At 67.7% G+C, this 18,348-nt stretch carries 18 protein-coding genes; 8 read left to right on the forward strand and 10 right to left on the reverse strand.

Translation table 11 applies throughout. The features are described from left to right. Window position 1 precedes the first annotated feature (1 nt). Entirely contained in the window at window positions 2-913 is a 912-nt protein-coding gene (locus ACIA58_RS37040; protein ID WP_396408518.1) for a TatD family hydrolase, read from the reverse strand. A 179-nt stretch (window positions 914-1,092) separates the two neighbouring features. Between ACIA58_RS37040 and ACIA58_RS37045 the strand changes: the two genes are divergently transcribed. Next, window positions 1,093-2,049, forward strand: a complete 957-nt coding sequence (locus ACIA58_RS37045; RefSeq protein ID WP_396408519.1) for a type IV toxin-antitoxin system AbiEi family antitoxin domain-containing protein — start codon at window positions 1,093-1,095, stop codon at window positions 2,047-2,049. Between the two features lie 23 nt (window positions 2,050-2,072). On the opposite strand, the gene ACIA58_RS37050 is transcribed toward ACIA58_RS37045, so the two are convergent. Beyond that, the gene (locus tag ACIA58_RS37050; RefSeq protein ID WP_396408520.1) at window positions 2,073-2,492 is read right to left on the reverse strand and encodes an SRPBCC domain-containing protein; all 420 of its coding nucleotides are present in this window, start codon (window positions 2,490-2,492) and stop codon (window positions 2,073-2,075) included. Between the two features lie 164 nt (window positions 2,493-2,656). Here ACIA58_RS37050 and ACIA58_RS37055 point away from each other — a divergent pair, with 164 nt between their 5' ends. Next, on the forward strand, window positions 2,657-4,792 hold the full coding sequence (locus tag ACIA58_RS37055) for a discoidin domain-containing protein (RefSeq protein WP_396408521.1): 2,136 nt from the start codon (window positions 2,657-2,659) through the stop codon (window positions 4,790-4,792). Here ACIA58_RS37055 and ACIA58_RS37060 read toward each other — a convergent pair. Continuing rightward, on the reverse strand, window positions 4,764-5,681 hold the full coding sequence (locus tag ACIA58_RS37060; RefSeq protein WP_396408522.1) for a helix-turn-helix domain-containing protein: 918 nt from the start codon (window positions 5,679-5,681) through the stop codon (window positions 4,764-4,766). The two genes, ACIA58_RS37055 and ACIA58_RS37060, sit on opposite strands and share 29 nt — an antisense overlap. A 64-nt stretch (window positions 5,682-5,745) precedes the next feature. Between ACIA58_RS37060 and ACIA58_RS37065 the strand changes: the two genes are divergently transcribed. The 4 genes from ACIA58_RS37065 to ACIA58_RS37080 are packed head-to-tail and all read left to right on the forward strand — an operon-like array spanning window position 5,746 to window position 10,063. Next, the gene (locus tag ACIA58_RS37065) at window positions 5,746-7,062 is read left to right on the forward strand and encodes a glycoside hydrolase family 36 protein (protein ID WP_396408523.1); all 1,317 of its coding nucleotides are present in this window, start codon (window positions 5,746-5,748) and stop codon (window positions 7,060-7,062) included. Further along, window positions 7,055-7,969 (forward strand): carbohydrate ABC transporter permease, encoded by a 915-nt coding sequence (locus tag ACIA58_RS37070; RefSeq protein ID WP_396408524.1) that lies wholly within the window; start codon window positions 7,055-7,057, stop codon window positions 7,967-7,969. The genes ACIA58_RS37065 and ACIA58_RS37070 overlap by 8 nt, the downstream gene beginning before the upstream one ends. Next, window positions 7,966-8,775 (forward strand): carbohydrate ABC transporter permease, encoded by an 810-nt coding sequence (locus ACIA58_RS37075; protein ID WP_396408525.1) that lies wholly within the window; start codon window positions 7,966-7,968, stop codon window positions 8,773-8,775. The genes ACIA58_RS37070 and ACIA58_RS37075 overlap by 4 nt, the downstream gene beginning before the upstream one ends. 13 nt (window positions 8,776-8,788) lie before the next feature. Then, window positions 8,789-10,063 carry an ABC transporter substrate-binding protein gene (locus ACIA58_RS37080; protein ID WP_396408526.1) on the forward strand — a complete coding sequence of 425 codons (1,275 nt, stop codon included), beginning with the start codon at window positions 8,789-8,791 and terminating at the stop codon, window positions 10,061-10,063. A 37-nt stretch (window positions 10,064-10,100) separates the two neighbouring features. Here ACIA58_RS37080 and ACIA58_RS37085 read toward each other — a convergent pair whose 3' ends face one another. Then, window positions 10,101-10,946 (reverse strand): RNA-guided endonuclease InsQ/TnpB family protein, encoded by an 846-nt coding sequence (locus ACIA58_RS37085; protein WP_396408527.1) that lies wholly within the window; start codon window positions 10,944-10,946, stop codon window positions 10,101-10,103. 169 nt (window positions 10,947-11,115) lie between these two features. On the opposite strand from ACIA58_RS37085, the gene ACIA58_RS37090 reads away from it, so the two are divergent. Beyond that, complete coding sequence (locus ACIA58_RS37090; protein WP_396408528.1) at window positions 11,116-12,027, forward strand: phytanoyl-CoA dioxygenase family protein; 912 nt, start codon at window positions 11,116-11,118, stop codon at window positions 12,025-12,027. Here the strand turns inward: ACIA58_RS37090 and ACIA58_RS37095 are convergent. The 5 genes from ACIA58_RS37095 to ACIA58_RS37115 form a co-directional block, all read right to left on the reverse strand. Beyond that, window positions 12,018-12,935 carry an NADP-dependent oxidoreductase gene (locus tag ACIA58_RS37095; protein ID WP_396408529.1) on the reverse strand — a complete coding sequence of 306 codons (918 nt, stop codon included), beginning with the start codon at window positions 12,933-12,935 and terminating at the stop codon, window positions 12,018-12,020. The genes ACIA58_RS37090 and ACIA58_RS37095 overlap by 10 nt on opposite strands. A gap of 89 nt (window positions 12,936-13,024) precedes the next feature. Then, the gene (gene metG, locus ACIA58_RS37100; RefSeq protein WP_396408530.1) at window positions 13,025-14,590 is read right to left on the reverse strand and encodes a methionine--tRNA ligase; all 1,566 of its coding nucleotides are present in this window, start codon (window positions 14,588-14,590) and stop codon (window positions 13,025-13,027) included. A gap of 28 nt (window positions 14,591-14,618) precedes the next feature. Continuing rightward, window positions 14,619-15,461, reverse strand: coding sequence for a 16S rRNA (cytidine(1402)-2'-O)-methyltransferase (gene rsmI / locus ACIA58_RS37105; protein WP_396408531.1), 843 nt, complete (start codon window positions 15,459-15,461; stop codon window positions 14,619-14,621). Beyond that, on the reverse strand, window positions 15,458-15,877 hold the full coding sequence (locus ACIA58_RS37110) for a type II toxin-antitoxin system VapC family toxin (protein ID WP_396408532.1): 420 nt from the start codon (window positions 15,875-15,877) through the stop codon (window positions 15,458-15,460). Before ACIA58_RS37110 ends, rsmI begins: the two co-directional genes overlap by 4 nt. Beyond that, entirely contained in the window at window positions 15,874-16,113 is a 240-nt protein-coding gene (locus ACIA58_RS37115; protein ID WP_396408533.1) for a hypothetical protein, read from the reverse strand. The genes ACIA58_RS37110 and ACIA58_RS37115 overlap by 4 nt, the downstream gene beginning before the upstream one ends. Window positions 16,114-16,328: 215 nt before the next feature. On the opposite strand from ACIA58_RS37115, the gene ACIA58_RS37120 reads away from it, so the two are divergent. Continuing rightward, window positions 16,329-17,879, forward strand: a complete 1,551-nt coding sequence (locus tag ACIA58_RS37120; RefSeq protein ID WP_396408719.1) for a dolichyl-phosphate-mannose--protein mannosyltransferase — start codon at window positions 16,329-16,331, stop codon at window positions 17,877-17,879. Here the strand turns inward: ACIA58_RS37120 and ACIA58_RS37125 are convergent. Continuing rightward, window positions 17,863-18,318: a GNAT family N-acetyltransferase gene (locus ACIA58_RS37125; protein WP_396408534.1), complete on the reverse strand. Its 456-nt coding sequence runs from the start codon at window positions 18,316-18,318 to the stop codon at window positions 17,863-17,865. The genes ACIA58_RS37120 and ACIA58_RS37125 overlap by 17 nt on opposite strands. Between the last annotated feature and the right edge of the window lie 30 nt (window positions 18,319-18,348).

Consider the following 18,348-nt stretch of genomic DNA (forward strand, 5'->3'; position numbering starts at 1 on the left):
GTTACCAAGGGCCGCCGAAGGCGTGGTTGGCGTTGGTGTTGAGGGCGGTGCAGAGTTCGGGGACGGAGATGTTGAGGACGTCGGCCATCTTTCGGACGGTGTGGGGGATGAGGTACGACGCGTTCGGCTTGCCGCGGTACGGGGACGGCGTCAGGTACGGGGCGTCGGTCTCGACGAGGATGCGGTCGAGTGGGGTGACGGCGAGGGCGTCGCGGAGGGACTGGGCGTTCTTGAAGGTGACTACGCCGGCGAAGCTCAGGAAGGCGCCGCGGTTCACGCACTCGCGGGCGAACTCGGTGTCGCCGGAGAAGCAGTGCATGACGAGCCGGTCGGGCACGCCTTCGCGGTCCAGGATGCGCAGGATGTCCTCGTGCGCGTCGCGGTCGTGGATCATCAGCGTCTTGTCCAGGCGCTTGGCCAGTTCGATGTGCGCGGCGAACGACTCGTGTTGCGCCGTACGCCCGTCCTCACCGGTACGGAAGTAGTCGAGCCCGGTCTCACCGATCACCCGGACCTTGTCCGAGCTCGACGCCAGCCGCTCGATCTCGGCGAGCGCGCTGTCCAGCTCGCCGGCCTCCTTCAGCTTGGGCGCTTCGTTCGGGTGCAGGGCCACGCCCGCGATCAGGTTCGGGTACTGCGATGCCGCCTCGACCGCCCACACCGCGCCCGGCAGATCGCACCCGACCTGCACGATCCGCGTCACGCCGACGGACGACGCGAGCTTGATCGCCTCCGCCGGGCTCAACCACGCACCGTCCTCGCCGTCCGCGATGTCGAGATGGCAGTGCGCGTCGACCACACTCATCGGCAACGGATCGGGCACCGCCGGCCGACTCCGATCCCGCGACCGCCCGTCCTCCCCGATCGCAGCCCGCTCCCGAGTCGGCCGATTCACCTCCACACCATCAGACATGCCGCCTAGGTTACTGACCCCACCCGACTCACTGGCGGGTTGTTTCGCCGGTGGCGGCTTACAAGCGGTCAGCGGCGAAACAACCGGTGATCGACCCGCTATCCACAGGTCCGAAGATCGGGCCCGGTGAGCGGGTGAGTTCGCGGCATGTTGTGGACATGGACGTGAGACTTCAGGTTGTGGCTGCCAGGCGGGGCGGATGGTTCTCGCGGCGGGATGCGATCGCCGCCGGCTACTCCGATGCCGATCTCCGTCGGGAGGTGGTGTCGGGGCGGTGGGTGCATCTGACTCGGGGCGCGTACGCCGAGTCGGGACCCGCGGTCGAGGCGATGCCGGCCTGGGAGCGGGATACCTGGTTGCATGTGCGTACCGCGAGCGCTGTGTACCACCGGTTGCGCGGTCGGGCGGTCGTAAGCCATCAGTCGGCGTTGCTCCTGCTCGGGATTCGTGTCTCGGATCTCGATCTGCGCCGAGTACATCTGACCAGGCTCGTCGGCGCGGGCCGGTCTGGTGCTGCGGTCTGCCAGCACTCGCCTCGGCCACCGGTCGACGCGCGGGCCGAGGTCGACGGCGTACGGACGACTGCAGGCCCACGGGCTGTCGTGGAGACCATTCGGGCGACCAGCTATCCCGTTGCGGTCTCCGTCGTCGACCAGGCGCTGCGGTTGCGTATCGCAACAGCCCACCAGTTGGCCGCAGCCCTCGAACTGTTCACCGGCCGGCGCGGCATCAGCACCGCGACCCGGGCGGTGCGCTTCGGCGACGCCCGGTCCGAGTCTGTCGGGGAGTCGCGGCTCAGGGCCCTGTTGGCGGATCTCGGTCTGCCCGCGCCATTGGCCCAGGCCGAGATCCGGGACGGCAGCGGCTCGCTGGTCGCGCGGGTCGACTTCTTGTTCGCGCAGTACGGCGTGATCGTCGAGTTCGACGGAGACGTCAAGTACGGCGACGGCGGCCGGCAGGCGCTCATCGCCGAGAAGGTGCGCGAGGACGACCTGCGCGACCTGGGATATCAGGTCGTCCGCGTCCGCTGGTCCGACCTCGCCCGGCCCTCCAACCTCCTCAACCGCATCCACCGCGCGATCGGCCGCTCACAACCTGCCTCGATAGCGGGTTATGTCACGGCTAGCGCGCAATAACAGGCCACTCATCAAACAACCCGCTATCCGGCCTCAGCGGCCTCCTTCACCTTGGCTACGAGCGTCTCCCACATGGACTGGGAGTGTTTGGCCTCGTCCTCGGTGGCGTTGTTGTCCTGGGTGAGTTTGAGGTGGGTGCTGCCGGTCAGCTCGTAGGTGAGGGTGTGGTAGTTCTCCGGTACGTCGGGTTGGCCGGTGAGGGGGCTGAAGTGGGTCAGCTTCAGTAGGCGCTCGGGCTCTACGGCGAGGATCTCGCCCTTGTCCTGGTAGGGCTTGCCTTCCCATTCGCCCGACCAGGTGATCGGGCTGCCTACCTGCCAGTCCGTCTCGACCTCGGCCCCGAACCACAGCTCCTTCAACTTCTCGGGGCTGGTCAGGACCTCCCAGACCTGCGCGGCCGGCGCATCGATGTCGATCTCGGCCACTGCGTCATATCCAGTCATGGTCAAACTCCTCTCTACCCCTGACCGTACGGTTCCCATTCCCCATGCGCTTGTAGAAAAGCGTCAGCCGGATCGTGCAGGAAGTCAGCATCCAAGGCCATGTTCGCGCCGACCGCGGCCCAGTAATTTGCGTCTCGGTTCCGCCCGACCGACAGGAGCAGCCGATGCCCCGGATCAGCGCAATTCTCGCCGCCCTAAGCCTCGTCGCAGGAGCGCTACACACCGCGACGACGCCCCCGCCCATCGCCGTGCAGATCCTCAGCCTGACCGACCTCCACGGCTACCTGTCGGAGACCGAGAACCTGACCATCGCGGGCCCCTCCGGCACGCAGCAGGTCGGCGGCGCCGGCTACCTCAAAGCGCATATCGACGAGCTGAGGAAGCCGAACAGCTTCCTGATCGGCTCGGGCGACCAGTTCAGCGGCTGGCCCGACTACACGCAGGCGTTCGCGAACGAGCCGACCATCGAGGTGCTGAACGCGTTCGGGATGGACTTCGACGTCGCCGGGAACCACGAGTTCGACCGCGAATTCCCGTTCCTGCGCCGGATGACGACCGGCGCTTGCTACGGCAAGCCCGGCTTCGACAGCTGTTTCAAGGACTCCACCGGCCGCAACTTCCACGGCACCGACTACGCGTACCACGCGGCCAACATCGTCGACCCGCGGACCAAGCGACCGGTGCTGCCGCCGTACTGGATCGCGAAGGCCGGATCGCAGCGGATCGGGTTCATCGGACTCGGCTTCCCCGGTACGCCGACCGAGACGCTGTCGATCAAGGGCTCCGGGTTCGAGTTCCAAGGCGTGGTGGAGGCGGCGAACCGGGCCGCGGCCGCGCTCAAGGCCCAAGGCGTCAACGCGATCGTGGTCAGCATGCACGAGGGCGGTCAGCAGGGCGGGCTGTACGACGAGTGCAAGGAGCCGACCGGTCCGATCTTCGATGCCGCCCGCGCGATGTCGCCGGACATCGACGTGATCCTCGGCGGCCACTGGCACACCGCGTTCAACTGCATGATCCCGGACCCGAACGGCGTACCGCGGCCGGTGCTCGAGGCAAGCAACCACGGCCGCGTGCTCGGCGAGGTGAACCTGGAGCTCGATCCGGCGACCGGTGAGGTGATCCGGTCCGCGACGACCGCGACCAACCACGCCATCACCAAGGACCTGACGCCCGACCCGAAGATCCAGAAGATCGTGAAGTACTGGATGAACAAGTGGACCGCCCGGCAGGCGCAACCGCTCACGAAGCTGGACCGCGACCTCGACTTCGCGCCGAAGGCCGAGAGCCGTACCGGCAACCTGGTCGCCGACCTCTACAAAGCAGAAGCCGACGGCGACTTCGCGCTGGTACCGGCCGATCTCGGCGTCGACGTCATCGCCGCCGGGCTGAAGGCGGGCACGGTGACGTACGGCGATGCGTGGCCCGTCGCCGGGATCTCGCCGATCACCACGCTCTCGATGAAGGGCTCCACGGTCGAGGCCGTCCTCGAGCAGCAGTGGATCCCACCGGCGTACGGCTGCACCCGGCTGTCCGCGCTCGCGACCTCGGCGAACTTCCGCTACACCTACGACCTGGGCAGACCCGTCGGCGACCGGGTCGATCCGGCGAAGGTCCTGATCAACGGGAAGCCACTGGACCTCGACAAGACGTACCGCGTGACGACGAGCGCCGCGATGCCGTTGCACGGAGCGCAGTACGGGTATCCGGGGTTCCAGCAGTTCACCGGCCTGACCCGGGCACCGAAGATGGGCCAGGAGGTCTTCCTCAACTATCTTCGCACCCATCCATTGCTCAAGGCCCCCAGTCTCGGCCGGGTGACCGCGATCCCCGGTACGCCACCGCCGGCCGACGGCCCGTTCGGTCCGCTGGACCTGCTGCCGCAGAGTGAGATGACGGCGACGGCCACCAGCCAGGGCTCCCCCGCCTACAGCGCGGCGGCGGCGATCGACGGCAACTGCACGACGATGTGGCACTCGAACTGGAGCCCGCACGCACCGCTGCCGCAGTACATCACCCTCGATCTGAAGACGTCGCGCGCGATCGAGGCGCTTGTCTACACACCGCGCCAGGACGCCGACGTGCCGAACGGCCGGATCTCGTCGTACGACGTCCGGACGAGCACCGACGGGGTCACCTTCACCTCGGTGACGACGGGCGCGTGGGACGGCGGCGTCGACGCAAAGATCGCCCGACTCCCTGCCGGTACGACGGCCCGCTATGTGCGGCTGGTCGGGCTGGCCGGCGGCGCCGACTACGCGGCCGCGACCGAGCTCAATATAGCTCTAGCTCCGGGTTCCTGACCTTGGCTCGATGAGCGGTCGGCGAGATGCCGTAGCGGCGGCCGAACTGCCGGCTGAGGTAGTGCGGGGAGTCGAAGCCGACCGCTGCGGCGATCTGGGCGACGGACATGTCGGTGGCGCCGAGAAGCTCGGCGGCGCGCTGCAGACGCAGCGCCAGTACGACGTTCATGATCGAGTCGCCGACCTGCTCCTTGAACAGATGTGCGAGGCGGGAGACCGATACCTGGGCGAGGCCGGCGAGTGAGGTCAGCGTGTGCGGCCGGGCCGGGTCGGCGGTGATTGCCTCGAGCACCAGATGCACCCGGGCATCCAGGTGTTGCGTCTCCCGGCGGAGGCTGGCGACCGCGGTCAGCAGCACCTCCTCGATGCCGTTCATGGTCAGCTCGGTCGCGACACTCTTCTCCAGCAGATGCAGCTCGGTGTCGCCGGTCGGGGACAGGCCGGCCCGCTGCGCATCCCGGTGCAGCCGGTCGAACGCCGACACCACGCGGTCGGTCTCCGACGACCTGGTCAGCCGCACGTACGACAACCCCGGCATTGCCTGTGGCAACGACAACCACGCGTGCCACTCACGCCGCGGCTGGAAATGCGCCCACCAGGACTCCCAGTACGTGCCGACGGTCCCGTAGTCGTGCGGCGTACCCGGGCTGACCAGTACGACGTCGCCGTGGCGCAGGGTCAGCCTGTTCTCGCCGATGAGGTACCGGCCCGTCCCGGACGCGGTGTACAGCAGGTACCAGCTGCCCACGCCGTCCGGCCGGACGACGCGGTAGTCGCCGCCGCTGTGGAAATGACCGGTCACCAGTTTGCTCGGCGGCGGGATCTCGCTGTACAGCTCGATCAGGACCTGGGTAGCAAGATCGTGCTCGAAGTCAGCAGGCTCCGTCATGGTGGATCCCCTCGTAAGGGCTCCAAGATTAGCAAGATCCTGCACCCGAAGAATCGAGTGATCCGTGCCCTTCGCCCCCGTCGCCGAGCTCGAGTACGACGCCTCCACGCTGGTCTTCGAGCACGGTTGGCAGTCCTGGAGCCCGAGCGGCTGGTACCGCCTCGACGCGTCCCCGCCGCGGCCGACCGCCCCGAACCATCACGTGATGGCCTACCGCCCGGGCGTGAATGCGGGCCGGTTCCAGGGCGAGGGTCTGCTCGCAGTCGCGACCGGCACCGAGGTCACAATCGTTGCCGCGAGCACCCCTGACGCGGTCCCGTCGATCCGCGCCGAGGTTCACGATGACCGGCTGATCATCTCGGCCGACGGGCAGATCCACGTGACGACAAGCAAGCACGCCAACCCGAACCAGGCGCTCGCCGACTGGGCCGACCTCTTCGCCGCCGGCGCGCCGCCTGTCCGCGTCTTCGGTCCGTCGTGGTGCAGCTGGTACGCGTACTGGGGCAAGGTCACCGAGCGCGACGTGATGGCCGAGGTCCGCCAGTTCGACCAGCACGATCTCAGCGTCGACCTGGTCCTGCTCGACGAGGGATACCAGGCCGCGATCGGCGACTGGTTGACGCCGCGCGACGACTTCGGATCGACGGTCCGTCTCGCCGCCGACATCCGGTCGAGCGGTCGCCGCGCAGGTATCTGGGTAGCACCGTTCCTGGTCGGCAGCGGTAGCGAGACCGCCCGCAAACATCCGGAGTGGCTCGTCCCGGGGATCAACGCCGGCACCAACTGGGGCCAGGAGCAACTGGTCCTCGACGTAACCCATCCCGGCGCGGCGCGGCACATCCAGGACGTCTTCACCGAGCTGTGCCGGCAGGGGTACGACCATTTCAAGCTCGACTTCGTGTACGCCGGGGCGATCGACGGCGAACGCCACGAGCAGCTCGACGGCATCGCGGCGTACCGGCACGGGCTGCGGCTGCTGCGGGAGGCCGTCGGACCCAACCGGATCCTGCACGGTTGCGGCGCCCCGATCCTGCCGAGTCTCGGACTGGTCGACTGCATGCGCATCTCCCCCGACACCGATCCGCTGGTCGAGCCGCCGTCCGGCGACATCAGTCAGCCGGGTCAGCGCGGCGCGCGGTCCACGTCGGTGGCGCGTGAGTTCCTGCACGGCCGGTGGTGGGCGAACGACTCCGACTGCCTGATCGTGCGGCCCGACGTCCAGGAGCGGGAGATCTGGGCAGAACATATCTCCGAGGGTCCTGGTCTGCGGATGTCCAGCGATCCCATCGGCGAGCTCGACCGCTGGGGTCTGGATCGCACCCGCGAACTGCTCGTCCCGAGCTCGCCGCGGCCGCACCCGTTGAAGGATCCCGATGCTTAGGCCCGCGCCCCACCGCGCCCGCCGCATCGGGGCCCGCAAGCAGACGGCCGCGGCGTACGCCCTGCTCGCGCCGAGCCTGGTCGGCGTACTCGGCTTCCTGCTCGCCCCGGTGGTGATCGTCCTGGTGCTCAGCCTCTTCGACTGGAAGTTGCTGTCGACCCCGGAATTCATTGGACTGGCCAACTACCGCAAGCTGTTCACCGACTCCGATGTCTGGCACTCGCTGCTGGTCACGCTGTACTACGTGGTCATCTGCGTGCCCGGTACGACGATCCTCTCGCTGCTGCTCGCACTCCTGGTCGACCGCAAGCTCCGCGGGATGAAGTACTTCCGCGCGTTGCTGGTGATCCCGTGGATGGCGACACCTGTTGCCCTCGGCCTCGTCTGGAGCTGGATCTTCGACCCCGGCCGCGGCGCGCTGAACCAGTTCCTCGGCCTGTTCGGCGTGCACGGCCCGGCGTGGCTGTCGTCCCCGGTGCTCGCGATGCCGAGCGTGGCCGCGGTCCACATCTGGCAGTTCGCCGGGTACAACATGCTGTTCTTCCTGGCCGGACTGCAGAACATCCCGCCGTCGTTGCGCGAGGCATCGTCCCTGGACGGCGCGTCCCCGGTCGCGCACTTCTTCACGATCACGCTGCCGCTGCTGCGGCCGACGATGCTGTTCGTGCTGATCACCAACGTGATCGGCTCGTTCCAGGCCTTCGACACGATCTTCGTGATGACCGAGGGCGGTCCCGGTGACAGCACCGAGGTGACGACGTACCTGATCTACGACGAGGCGTTCAAGAAGTTCGACTTCGGCTACGCCTCGACGATCTCGGTGCTGCTGTTCGCCGTGGTGCTGATCGCGACGCTCTCCCAGTTCGTGTACTTCGAACGCCGTACGACCTACGAGGTGTCCGGATGAAACTGCGCGTCTTCGTGTACGCCGTCCTGGTGGCCGGCTGCGTACTCGCGATCTTCCCGTACTTCCTGACCGTGCTGACAGCCTTCAAGGGCCCCGGGCAACTGTCGGAGACGATGCCGTGGCAGCCCGGGGTGCCACCCAGTACGGCGGCGTTCCACCGGTTGTTCGCGTCCGGCTTCGGCGGCTACCTGGTCAACACGACGCTCGTCACCGCCGGGATCACCCTCGGCCAGGTCGTGTTCGCGGTACTGGCGGCGTACGCCTTCGCGCGGCTGTCGTTCCCCGGCCGGGACGCGTTGTTCTGGGTCTATCTGTCGACATTGATGGTGCCGCCGGTGGTCACGATGATCCCGCTGTACCTGATGATGCAGAAGCTCGGCCTGGTCGACACCTGGGCCGGCCTGATGCTGCCGACGATGCTCGGCACGCCGTACGCGATCTTCCTGCTCCGCCAGTTCTTCCGCGGTATTCCCGCGGATCTCGAGGACGCCGCCCGGATCGACGGCGCCGGGCGGGTCCGGACGCTGGTGTCGATCGTGCTGCCGTTGTCGAAACCGATCCTGGTCACCGTGACCACGCTCGCCGTGGTCGCCAACTGGAACAGCTTCCTCTGGCCGCTGATCATCACCAGCAGCGAGGACAAGCGGTTGCTGTCGGTCGGGATCGCCTTGTTCAAGGGGGAGATCGGCGTCGACTACAACGCCGTGATGGCCGGCAGCCTGATCGCGCTGGCGCCGCTGCTGGTCCTGTTCATCGTCTTCCAGCGCTTCATCGTCCGCTCGGTCGCTGTTACCGGGCTCAAGTAGTTCGGAGGCTCTCATGTCTTTGTCCAGGAGGACTTTTCTGATCGGCGCCGGAAGCGTGCTCGCCCTCGCGGGCTGCGGCTCGTCGAACGACAAGGCGAGCAGCGGCGGCGGCAAGGTCGAGCTCGTCTACCGCCTGTGGGACGAGCAGCAGGAGGTCGGCTACAAGGCCGTCTTCGCGGAGTTCACCAAGGAGAACCCGGACATCACGGTCCGGATGGAGGTCCTGCCCTGGGACCAGTACTGGACCAAGCTCACCACCGAGCTGGCCAGCGGCAAGGCGCCGGACGTGTTCTGGCTGACCGTCGACTACTTCCCGGACTTCGCCGGCAAGGGTGTGCTGGCGCCGCTGGACGACCTGATCTCGAAGGCCGGGCTGAAGCTCGACGCGTACAACCCGAACGTCGTGCAGTCGTACAAGTTCGAGGACAAGCAACTGGGGATGCCGAAGGACATGGGCATCGTCGGGCTGCTGTACAACAAGGACCTGTTCAAGAAGGCCGACGTGACGATGCCGGCCGAGCTGACCTGGGCGCCGGACGGCTCCGGCAGCTTCCTCGAGGTCGCCCGCAAGCTGACCGTCGGCCCGAAGCAGTGGGGCTTCTGCTCGTGGAACCACAACCAGACCCAGTGGCTGAACTGGATCGCCTCGAACGGCGGCCACGCGATGGACAAGCCGTACGGGACGTTCGACTTCGCCGGGCAGAAGTCGGTCGAGGCGCTGCAGTTCGCGCGTGACCTGATCTTCAAGTGGAAGGTGTCGCCGGACGGCACCCGGACCAACCCGCCGACCGGGCAGGCGACCGAGATGTTCTACCGCGGCGAGGTCGCGATGTTCCCGGCGAACAACGCGCTGCTGCCGTTCGCGCTGCCCGAGGTGAAGTTCCCGATCGGGGTCGCGGCCATGCCGGCCGGACCGGCCGGGCGCACCGTCGTGATCAACGGGCTGGCCGAGGCGATGTTCGCCAAGACCAAGCACCCGGACGAGGCCGGCAAGCTGGTCGCGTTCCTCGGCACCGAGAAGGCACAGCGGCTGATGGGCGACGCCGGCTACATCATCCCGGCCCTCACCGACGCCGGCGCCGGCTACCAGGCCTTCTGGCAGAAGAAGGGCATCGACGTCAAACCCTTCCTCGACTCGGCCGCCGGCTCCACCGTCAACCTCCCGATCGCCGACGGCTGGACCTCGAAGGTCACCGAGATCAACAAAGCCGCCAACGACCTCTTCCTCGACAAGACCCCTGTCCAGGACATCGCCGCCGCCATGGACAAGATCGGAAACGACAATTGACGTCCTCCCTGGCCACGAAGGCCGGAGATTCCAACCACTACAGGAGGGTAGTGAGTTGAGGTTCACGCTTCATGGAGACCAAGGAAGGCGCCTCTCCACGTGCACTAACGGCCCGTCCGGCCGCGATATTGATTGCCGCGTTCACATCTGCGTGCGCTCGGTGGCCGCAGTCTCGGCATCGGAACACCGCTTGGCTCTCGCGGTTGTCCGATGCGCAATGGCCGCAAACAGCGCAGGTCTGAGATGTGTAGGCGGGATCGACCAGCTCGACCCGGCTGGTCGCCTTGTCCTTCAGTCGACGCACAAGCAGCCCCCAACCGTTGGCAAGTATCCCTCGATTGAGCCCGGCCTTCGCGCGTCGACGGTTCGGCCGATACCTACCGGGCTGTTCGACGTCGGGCTTGGGTTTGGGACGTCTGGTCATCGAGACGATGCGCAGCGCCTCCACACGGATCACATCGAACCGCAAAACGAGGTCGGTGCTGGTCTTCTCCACCCAGTCTTTACGTCTGTCTGTCGCGCGTGCATACAGCCTCGCGATCGCAACCTTGACTCGTGCAGACCGTCTGGAGCCGCGACGGCAGCGGGCCAGGCGGCGTTGCAACGAGGTAAGCCGGGCCTGCTCTGTCACGGACCAGCTAGGGCACGTCAGGAGTTCTCCCGTCGAGAGGGCTGCCGACACCTTGACGCCGCGGTCCACCCCGACGACTGCGCCAGTGCCGGGCGCGGGGATCGGTGGCGGGATGACCGCGAACGCAAGATGCCAGCGACCTGCTCTATCGGAGGTGATGCGGTAGGACTTCGCCTCGGGAACAGGACGAGAGAGTCGGAACCGCACCCAACCGACCTTCGGCACCAGCACCTGCGCCCACTTGCGGTTCAACTTACTGACACGCGTTGCCTGGGATCCGACGATACGGAAACCCTCGCGAACAACCGGAACCGGGACACGAGATCCACCCAATCAGTCGGGACCGACAGTCCCTGATCTCCGAAAGGAGGGAGTCGCCGTTCCCTGCCCTGAAGGCGGCGGCTTACTCGCGACTACTCAAATGAAGGAACTGACCGACTCGTACGCCGATCGGGCGGACGACGCCGTACTGCGGCAGCGGCTTGGGACGGATGGCTACCTGTTCTTTCGGGGGTTGTTGCCGGTTGAGGTGGTCACCGATGTGCATGAGCAGCTGGCGCGGATCTTGTACGACAGTGACTGGTTGGCGCGGGATGCGGATCCGCGGGAGTTGGTGGCTTCGGGGCGGGCTGTCGAGGAGGGGTCGGCGGGGTTCTTCGGTGCTTATACGGCGATCCAGAGCACGCAGGCGTTCCACGAGCTCGCCGTACGGCCGGAGTTGATCGGGGTCGCCTCGCAGTTGCTGGGTGAGGAGGCGTTCGCGCATCCGGCGCATATCTGCCGGATCGCGCCGCCGTCGCCGGGGGCGAATCCGACACCGATCCATCAGGACTACCGGTTCATCCAAGGGTGCGTCGACACGCTGACCACCTGGCTCCCGCTGAGCCCGGCGCCGCCCGAGATCGGCGGGCTGCGGGTGTACGCCGGGTCGCCGCGTCTCGGCGTACTGCCCGTGAAAGCGTCCGACGGGCCGGGGATGATGCGGGCCGAGGCCGACGAGAACGATCCGGAGTGGCGTACGACGTCGTACCAGCCGGGCGACGTACTGCTGTTCGGGAGCCTGACCGTGCACGGCGCGATGCCGAACCGGACCAAGCGGCTACGGCTGTCGGCCGACTTCCGGTACCAGGCACGCAGCGCACCGATGGCACGCGACCTCCTCGGCACCGGCAAGCCGCACTACCACCCGGACGTGCCAGACTTCCCGACCCTCACCCGCGGCTGGACCTCGACGAAATCCATCGAGGTCCCGCCCGGAGTCAACTTCGTCGATCGCTGGGACCCACGGGTAGACGACGTACCAACGCCGCAGTCCCGGTTCGCCTACGCCTGAGGCAGTACGACGATCTTGCCGCGGGCGTGGCCGGACTCGCTCAGGGCCTGGGCCTTGTTCGCGTCGGGCAGGCCGAAGGTGTCGGCGATCCGGATCGTGAGCTTGCCGTCGGCGGCCGCCTGGAGTTGGGCGTCGAGGGCGGCACGGACCTCGTCGGGGGTGCCTGTGCCGCCGCCGGAGACCTGGATACCGAGCTCGGCCGCGCCGAAGTCGGCGATGGTGACGATCCGGTCGGTGCCGCCCCGGAGCTCGATCGACTCCTCGAGACCGCCCATGCCGGCGGTGTCGAACACCGCGTCGACGCCCTGCGGCGCGGCCTCGCGGACCCGCTCGAGCAGACCGTCGCCGTAGGCCACCGGGACCGCGCCGATCGAGCGCAGGTAGTCGTGGTTCGCGGGGGACGCCGTACCAATCGCCGTGAGACCGGCCGCCACAGCGAGCTGTACGGCGACCGAGCCGACCGCACCGGCCGCACCGTGGATCAGGATCGTCTCGCCCGGCTTCACACCGAGCAGATCGAGCACCCGCTGCGCGGTCTCGCCGGCTACCGGTACGCCGACCGCCTGCTCCCACCCGAGGCCCGCCGGCTTGCGCGTCACATTGCCGGCGAGCGCGTACTCGGCGTACGAACCGCCGACCGACCAGCCGACGACCTCGTCGCCGATCGCGAACTCGGCGCCGTCCCCGGCCTCGTCCACCACGCCGGCCACCTCGAACCCCGGGATCGCCGGGAACTTCGCCGGCGCGAAGTCCTTGGTGAAGCCGCGGCGGATCTTGGTGTCGTACGGGTTCACGCCGGCCGCCTGCACCTTGATCCGCACCTGCCCCGGACCGGCGTGCGGCTCCGGCACGTCCTGCAGCTTCAGTACCTCAGGATCGCCGTACTCCTCGAACACCACAGCCCACATGCGACAGCCTCCTCGAATTGGTTGTTGCTACAAGAAAAGGCTGCGCCGCCGCCCGGCATTCCCGGACGACGGCGTCAGTTTGTTTGCAATCAGCTCTCTTCAAGCCGCGGGAAGAGCGGATCGCCCTTCGTCAGCGTCGCGCCGGCCGGCAGCTGGCCCCACGTGCCGGCGTCCTGCACCCGCTGATCCTTCAGCGCGCCCAGCTTCTCCTCTGCACCGAGCAGCTCCCAGAGCTTCGCGGACGACTTGGGCATCGTCGGGTTGTGCAGTACGGCGACCGCGCGCAGCGTCTCGGCCGCGGAGTACAGGATCGTCGCGAGTCGGTCCCGCTGCGAATCGTCCTTCGCGACCTTCCACGGCTCCTGCTCGGTGACATACCCGTTCACGGCGCCGACCAGCTCGTTGATCGCGGCGAGCGCGTCCTGGAAGGCGAGCGTGTCCAGGGCCTTGTCCGCGGTCGCCACCGTCTGCGCGAGCTTGTCCGCGAGCGCCTGCTCGGCCGGTCCGTGGTCGGTCGGCTCCGGCAGCACGCCGTCGAAGTACTTGCCGACCATCGCCGCGATCCGGCTGGCCAGGTTGCCCAGGCCGTTCGCGAGCTCGGAGGTGTAGACCGCGCTCAGGTGCTCCCACGAGAACGAGCCGTCCGATCCGAACTGGATCGTGCGCAGGAAGTAGTACCGGAAGGCGTCCGAGCCGAAGTGGTCGGTGATCTCGTGCGGCGCGATCGCGGTCAGCTTCGACTTGCTCATCTTCTCGCCGCCGACCAGCAGCCAGCCGTGCGCGAACACCTGGCGAGGCACGGCGACCCCGGCAGCCATCAGCATGGCCGGCCAGATCACCGCGTGGAACCGGAGGATGTCCTTGCCGACCAGGTGCACGTCGACCGGCCACAACTCCTCGAACCGCTTCGGGTCGGTGCCGTAGCCCGCCGCCGTCACGTAGTTGAGCAGCGCGTCGATCCAGACGTACAGAACGTGGTCCTCGTCCCACGGCACCGGGATGCCCCAGTCGAAGGTCGAGCGGGTGATCGACAGGTCCTGCAGGCCCTGCTTGACGAACGCGATCACCTCGTTGCGGGCGCTGGCGGGCGCGACGAAGTCCGGCTGCTCGTCGTACAGCTCCAGCAGTTTGTCGGCGTACGCCGAGAGCCGGAAGAAGTAGTTGGTCTCCGAGACCGTCTCCAACTCGGTGCCGTGGATCATGCACCGCTGCGTGCCGTCCTCGTCGGTCCGGATGTCCGCGGGGAGCTTGAACTCCTCACAGCCCACGCAGTACAGGCCCTCGTACTCGCCCTTGTAGACGTCGCCCTTGTCGTACAGCGTCTGCCAGAACTCACGGACCCGCTCGGTGTGGCGCTGCTCGGTGGTCCGGATGAAGTCGTCGTACGCGATGTCGACGTCCACCCAGGCCGGCTTCCAGGCCTCCTCGACCAGCTTGTCCGTCCACGCCTGCGGCGTCATGCCCTGCGCCTCGGCGCTGCGCATCACCTTCTCGCCGTGCTCGTCGGTACCGGTCAGGTACCACTTGCGCTCGCCGCGCTGCGCGTGCCAGCGCGTCAGGACGTCCCCGGCCACCGTCGTGTAGGCGCTGCCGATGTGCGGCGGGGCCGTGACGTAGTAGATCGGGGTGGTGACGTAATAGGCCTTCTCGGACATGACTCAAGCGTAGTGGGGCGCGCGAATGCTATTTACCAGGGTCTCGGGCGGCTAGGACGGCGTCGTACACCGTCCGTTTCGGGACGTTGAAGCGCTTGGCGACGTCAGCGATCGCTTGTTTGCGGTGGGTGCCCGCTTCCTCGTCCTTCGCCACCTCGCGGGCGAGGTCCTGCGGGGTGACGATCTTGTCCGGGTCTGCGCCGGCGACGACGATCGTGATCTCGCCGCGTACGCCGTCCTTCGACCACGTCACGAGCTCGTCGACCGGACCGCGTTTCACCTCTTCGTACGTCTTGGTCAGCTCCCGGCACACCGCCGTACGCCGATCCGCGCCGAACGCGTCGCGCATCGCCTCCAGGGACGCGGTGATCCGGTGCGGCGCCTCGAAGAAGACCATCGTCCGGGGCTCGTCCTTGAGCTCGTCGAGCCGCCGCCCGCGCTCACCCTGCTTGCGCGGCAGGAACCCCTCGAACGTGAACCGATCCACCGGCAACCCGGACAGCGCGAGCGCCGTCAGCACCGCGGACGGCCCCGGCACTGCCGTCACCTGGACGTCCGCCTCGATCGCCGCCGCGACCAACCGATATCCCGGATCCGAGACGCTTGGCATCCCCGCATCCGTCACCACCACCACGGTCTGCCCGTCGACCAGCGCCTGCAGCAGCTCCGGCGTCCGCTCCCGCTCGTTCCCCTCGAAGTAGCTGATCACCCGACCACCGACGGTGATCCCCAGCTCCGAAGTCAGCCGCCGCAACCGCCGCGTGTCCTCCGCGGCGACCACGTCCGCCGCCGCCAGCACCCGCCCCAACCGCGCCGAAGCGTCAGAAACATCCCCAATAGGCGTCCCCGCAAGCACCAATCGCCCGGTCATGGCAGAAGGGTGAAACCGTCGACGTGCCGTGGTCGGACCACGCTGAAGTGCCGTCGATCCAGTGTCGCGATCTCGCCCACTTCCAACTGCTCGGCGAGTGTGACCACCGACGCATCGGTCATCCCGAGGGGCAGATCGGCGTACTGCTCGATCAGGTCAGCGGTGCGCTCGAGCCCGGCATCGGTCACCGGCGCAACGGTGAAATCTCCCGTTGCCAGCGACCGGACAAAGGCCGCCTCCGGCTTCGAGCCGCCCTCGCGGGCGAGGAGATAACAGACTTCGGCCACGACGAACGGCGGAAGCACCAGCCGCTCGCGGTTGAGGCGCAACGAGGCGAAGAGCTCGACGCAGCGCCGATGGTTGATGTCACTCACGAGTGCGGCGGCGACCAGAGGCCCGCTGTCGACAATGGTCACTTCGAGCGTCGTCCGAACTCCGCACCGAGGATCTCGTCGATGTGTGCGGACAGGTCGGGCCGGCTGCCCTCCACTGCCCCGAACCACGACGGAGGCCAGGTCCCAGCTTTGCGCGGCCGCTCGGTGCGGGCTTCGGCCTGGAGCCTGAGCAGGCGAAGCTCTGGGAGCAGCTCGGCCGCTGCGCTGTCAGACAGCGAGTCGATCAGTGCGTGCAGCTCCTCGCGTGGCGTGCTCATGTGCCTGATTGTAGGAGGTTCGGCGCTGCTGGTTCTGGTTATCCACAACCGCGGGGAGGCGGTGGTACCGGGGCGTCCGTACGATGGCGGGCGTGGCTGCTGTGATCGAGGATGGGACTGCGCGGCGTAGCGACGCCGGCGAGGGGCTGGAGACGCTCGGGCGGGACGTGCTCGGGAGACGGCTGCCGCCGCTCAAGGAGCGCCTGTACCCGGCCATGCCGCGGGACTTCGACGGCGGGTGGATCGCGACGCTCGCGATCACGCTGATGGCGGGCATCCTGCGGTTCTGGCACCTCAGTACGCCGGTGAAGTTCGTGTTCGACGAGACGTACTACGCCAAGGACGCGTTCAGCCTGCTCAAGTTCGGCTACGCGCGGCAGTTCATCGACCAGCCCGAGGGCGCCGCCGACAAGGCGATCCTGAGCGGCAACCTGGACGTCTTCAAGCCGACCCCGAGCCTGACCGTGCACCCCGAGGTCGGCAAGTGGATGATCGCGGCCGGTGAGCAGCTGTTCGGCATGAACACGTTCGGCTGGCGGTTCATGCCGGCCCTGTTCGGCACGCTGACAGTCCTGCTGGTGATCCGGACGGTACGCCGGATGACGCGCTCCACCCTGATCGGCTCGATCGCCGGCCTGCTGCTCGCGGTCGACGGCCTGCACTTCGTCATGTCCCGGGTCGCGCTCCTGGACATCTTCCTCGCGTTCTGGCTAGTCGCGGCCGTCTCCTGCCTGGTCGCGGACCGCGACTGGACCCGTCGCCGGCACGCGGACTCCCTCGACCAGCCGACCGCCGACGGCGAGCGCCGGACGATCGGCCGCTGGCTCCTGATCCGCCCGTGGCGCATCGCCGCCGGCATCTGCTTCGGCCTCGCGCTGGGCACCAAGTGGTCCGCGGTCTGGACGCTCGCCGCGTTCGGCGTGCTCGCGTTCGCCTGGGACTTCGGCGCGCGACGTGCGCTCGGTGTGCGGTTCGCGTTCGTGAAGTCGGCGCTGGTGGACGGCATCCCGGCGTTCGTCAGCCTGGTGCTGGTCGCCGGCGTCACGTACCTCGCGACCTGGACAGGCTGGCTGCTGCACGACAACGCGTACGACCACAACTGGGCGGCGAGCAATCCGGCGCACGGCGTGATGAAGGTCGTGCCGGACGACTTCCGGTCCCTGCTCGAGTACCACAAGGAAGTGCTCGCGTTCCACACCGGCGACTACATCAAGCACGCCACCCATCCGTACCAGTCGAACCCGGCCGGCTGGCCGATCATCGCCCGCCCGATCGGCTTCGACGCGGTCAACGACATCAAACCCGGTACGCCGGGCTGCAACGCCCCGGCCGGGACCAACTGCCTGCAGGTGATCTCTGCCCTGGGTACGCCGCTGCTGTGGTGGGGCGGCGCGCTCGCGCTGATCGCGGCCCTGGTGTTCTGGATCGGCCTGCGGGACTGGCGGTACGGCGTACCGATCGTGGGGTTCGTGACCTGCTGGGTGCCGTGGTTCGGGTTCGACGACAGACCGATCTTCTTCTTCTACGCGGTCACGATGATCCCGTTCACCGTGATGGCGGTGGCTCTCATCCTCGGCAAGATCCTCGGCCCGGCCCGTGCCGCCCTCGGTACGGCGTCACCGCGCCGGCTGATCGGCAGCGCGGTGACGGGCGCGTTCGTCGTACTCGTCGTGCTGAACTTCGCCTACATCTGGCCGATCCTGACCGACAAGGTCCTCCCCCACCCGGACTGGCTCAGCCGGATGTGGTTCAAGTCGTGGATCTGACCGCGTAGTCGACTCGTCCGAACGGCCAGTCCGCGGCCAGCCAGTTGCTGACGGCCTCGTACAGCGCGATGTCCAGCTCGGCCCGGTCGGCGCTCACCCAGGAACGGACGTCGGTGACGCTCGGATCCTTGCGCGACGGATAGATGTACACGCAGCCGATCACGTCACCGCCGGTCTCGAGCACCGTGAAGGTGAAGCCGCGCCGCTGCACGAAGTCCTCGGCGTGACGCTTCAGATCGCCGAGATTGGACTCCAGCGACATTCCGTCGACCGGCGGCCAGCTGCCGCCGAAGCCGGGAGTCGCCCGGATGTGCTCGATGCTGCTCGTCCACGCGGCATGGTCCGGGACGTTGTGCTCCGGGCCGAGCGGTTCCAGCCGGAAGCGCGGCGTGATCAGTTCCCGGGGTACGTCGAAGTCAGCTGGGACGAAGTCGCTCATGACGGCAGGCTATGAGGCCGCGCCCCGGAC

Origin of the sequence: Kribbella sp. NPDC051586 (genome assembly GCF_044453965.1) — a bacterium.
Classification (GTDB): domain Bacteria; phylum Actinomycetota; class Actinomycetes; order Propionibacteriales; family Kribbellaceae; genus Kribbella.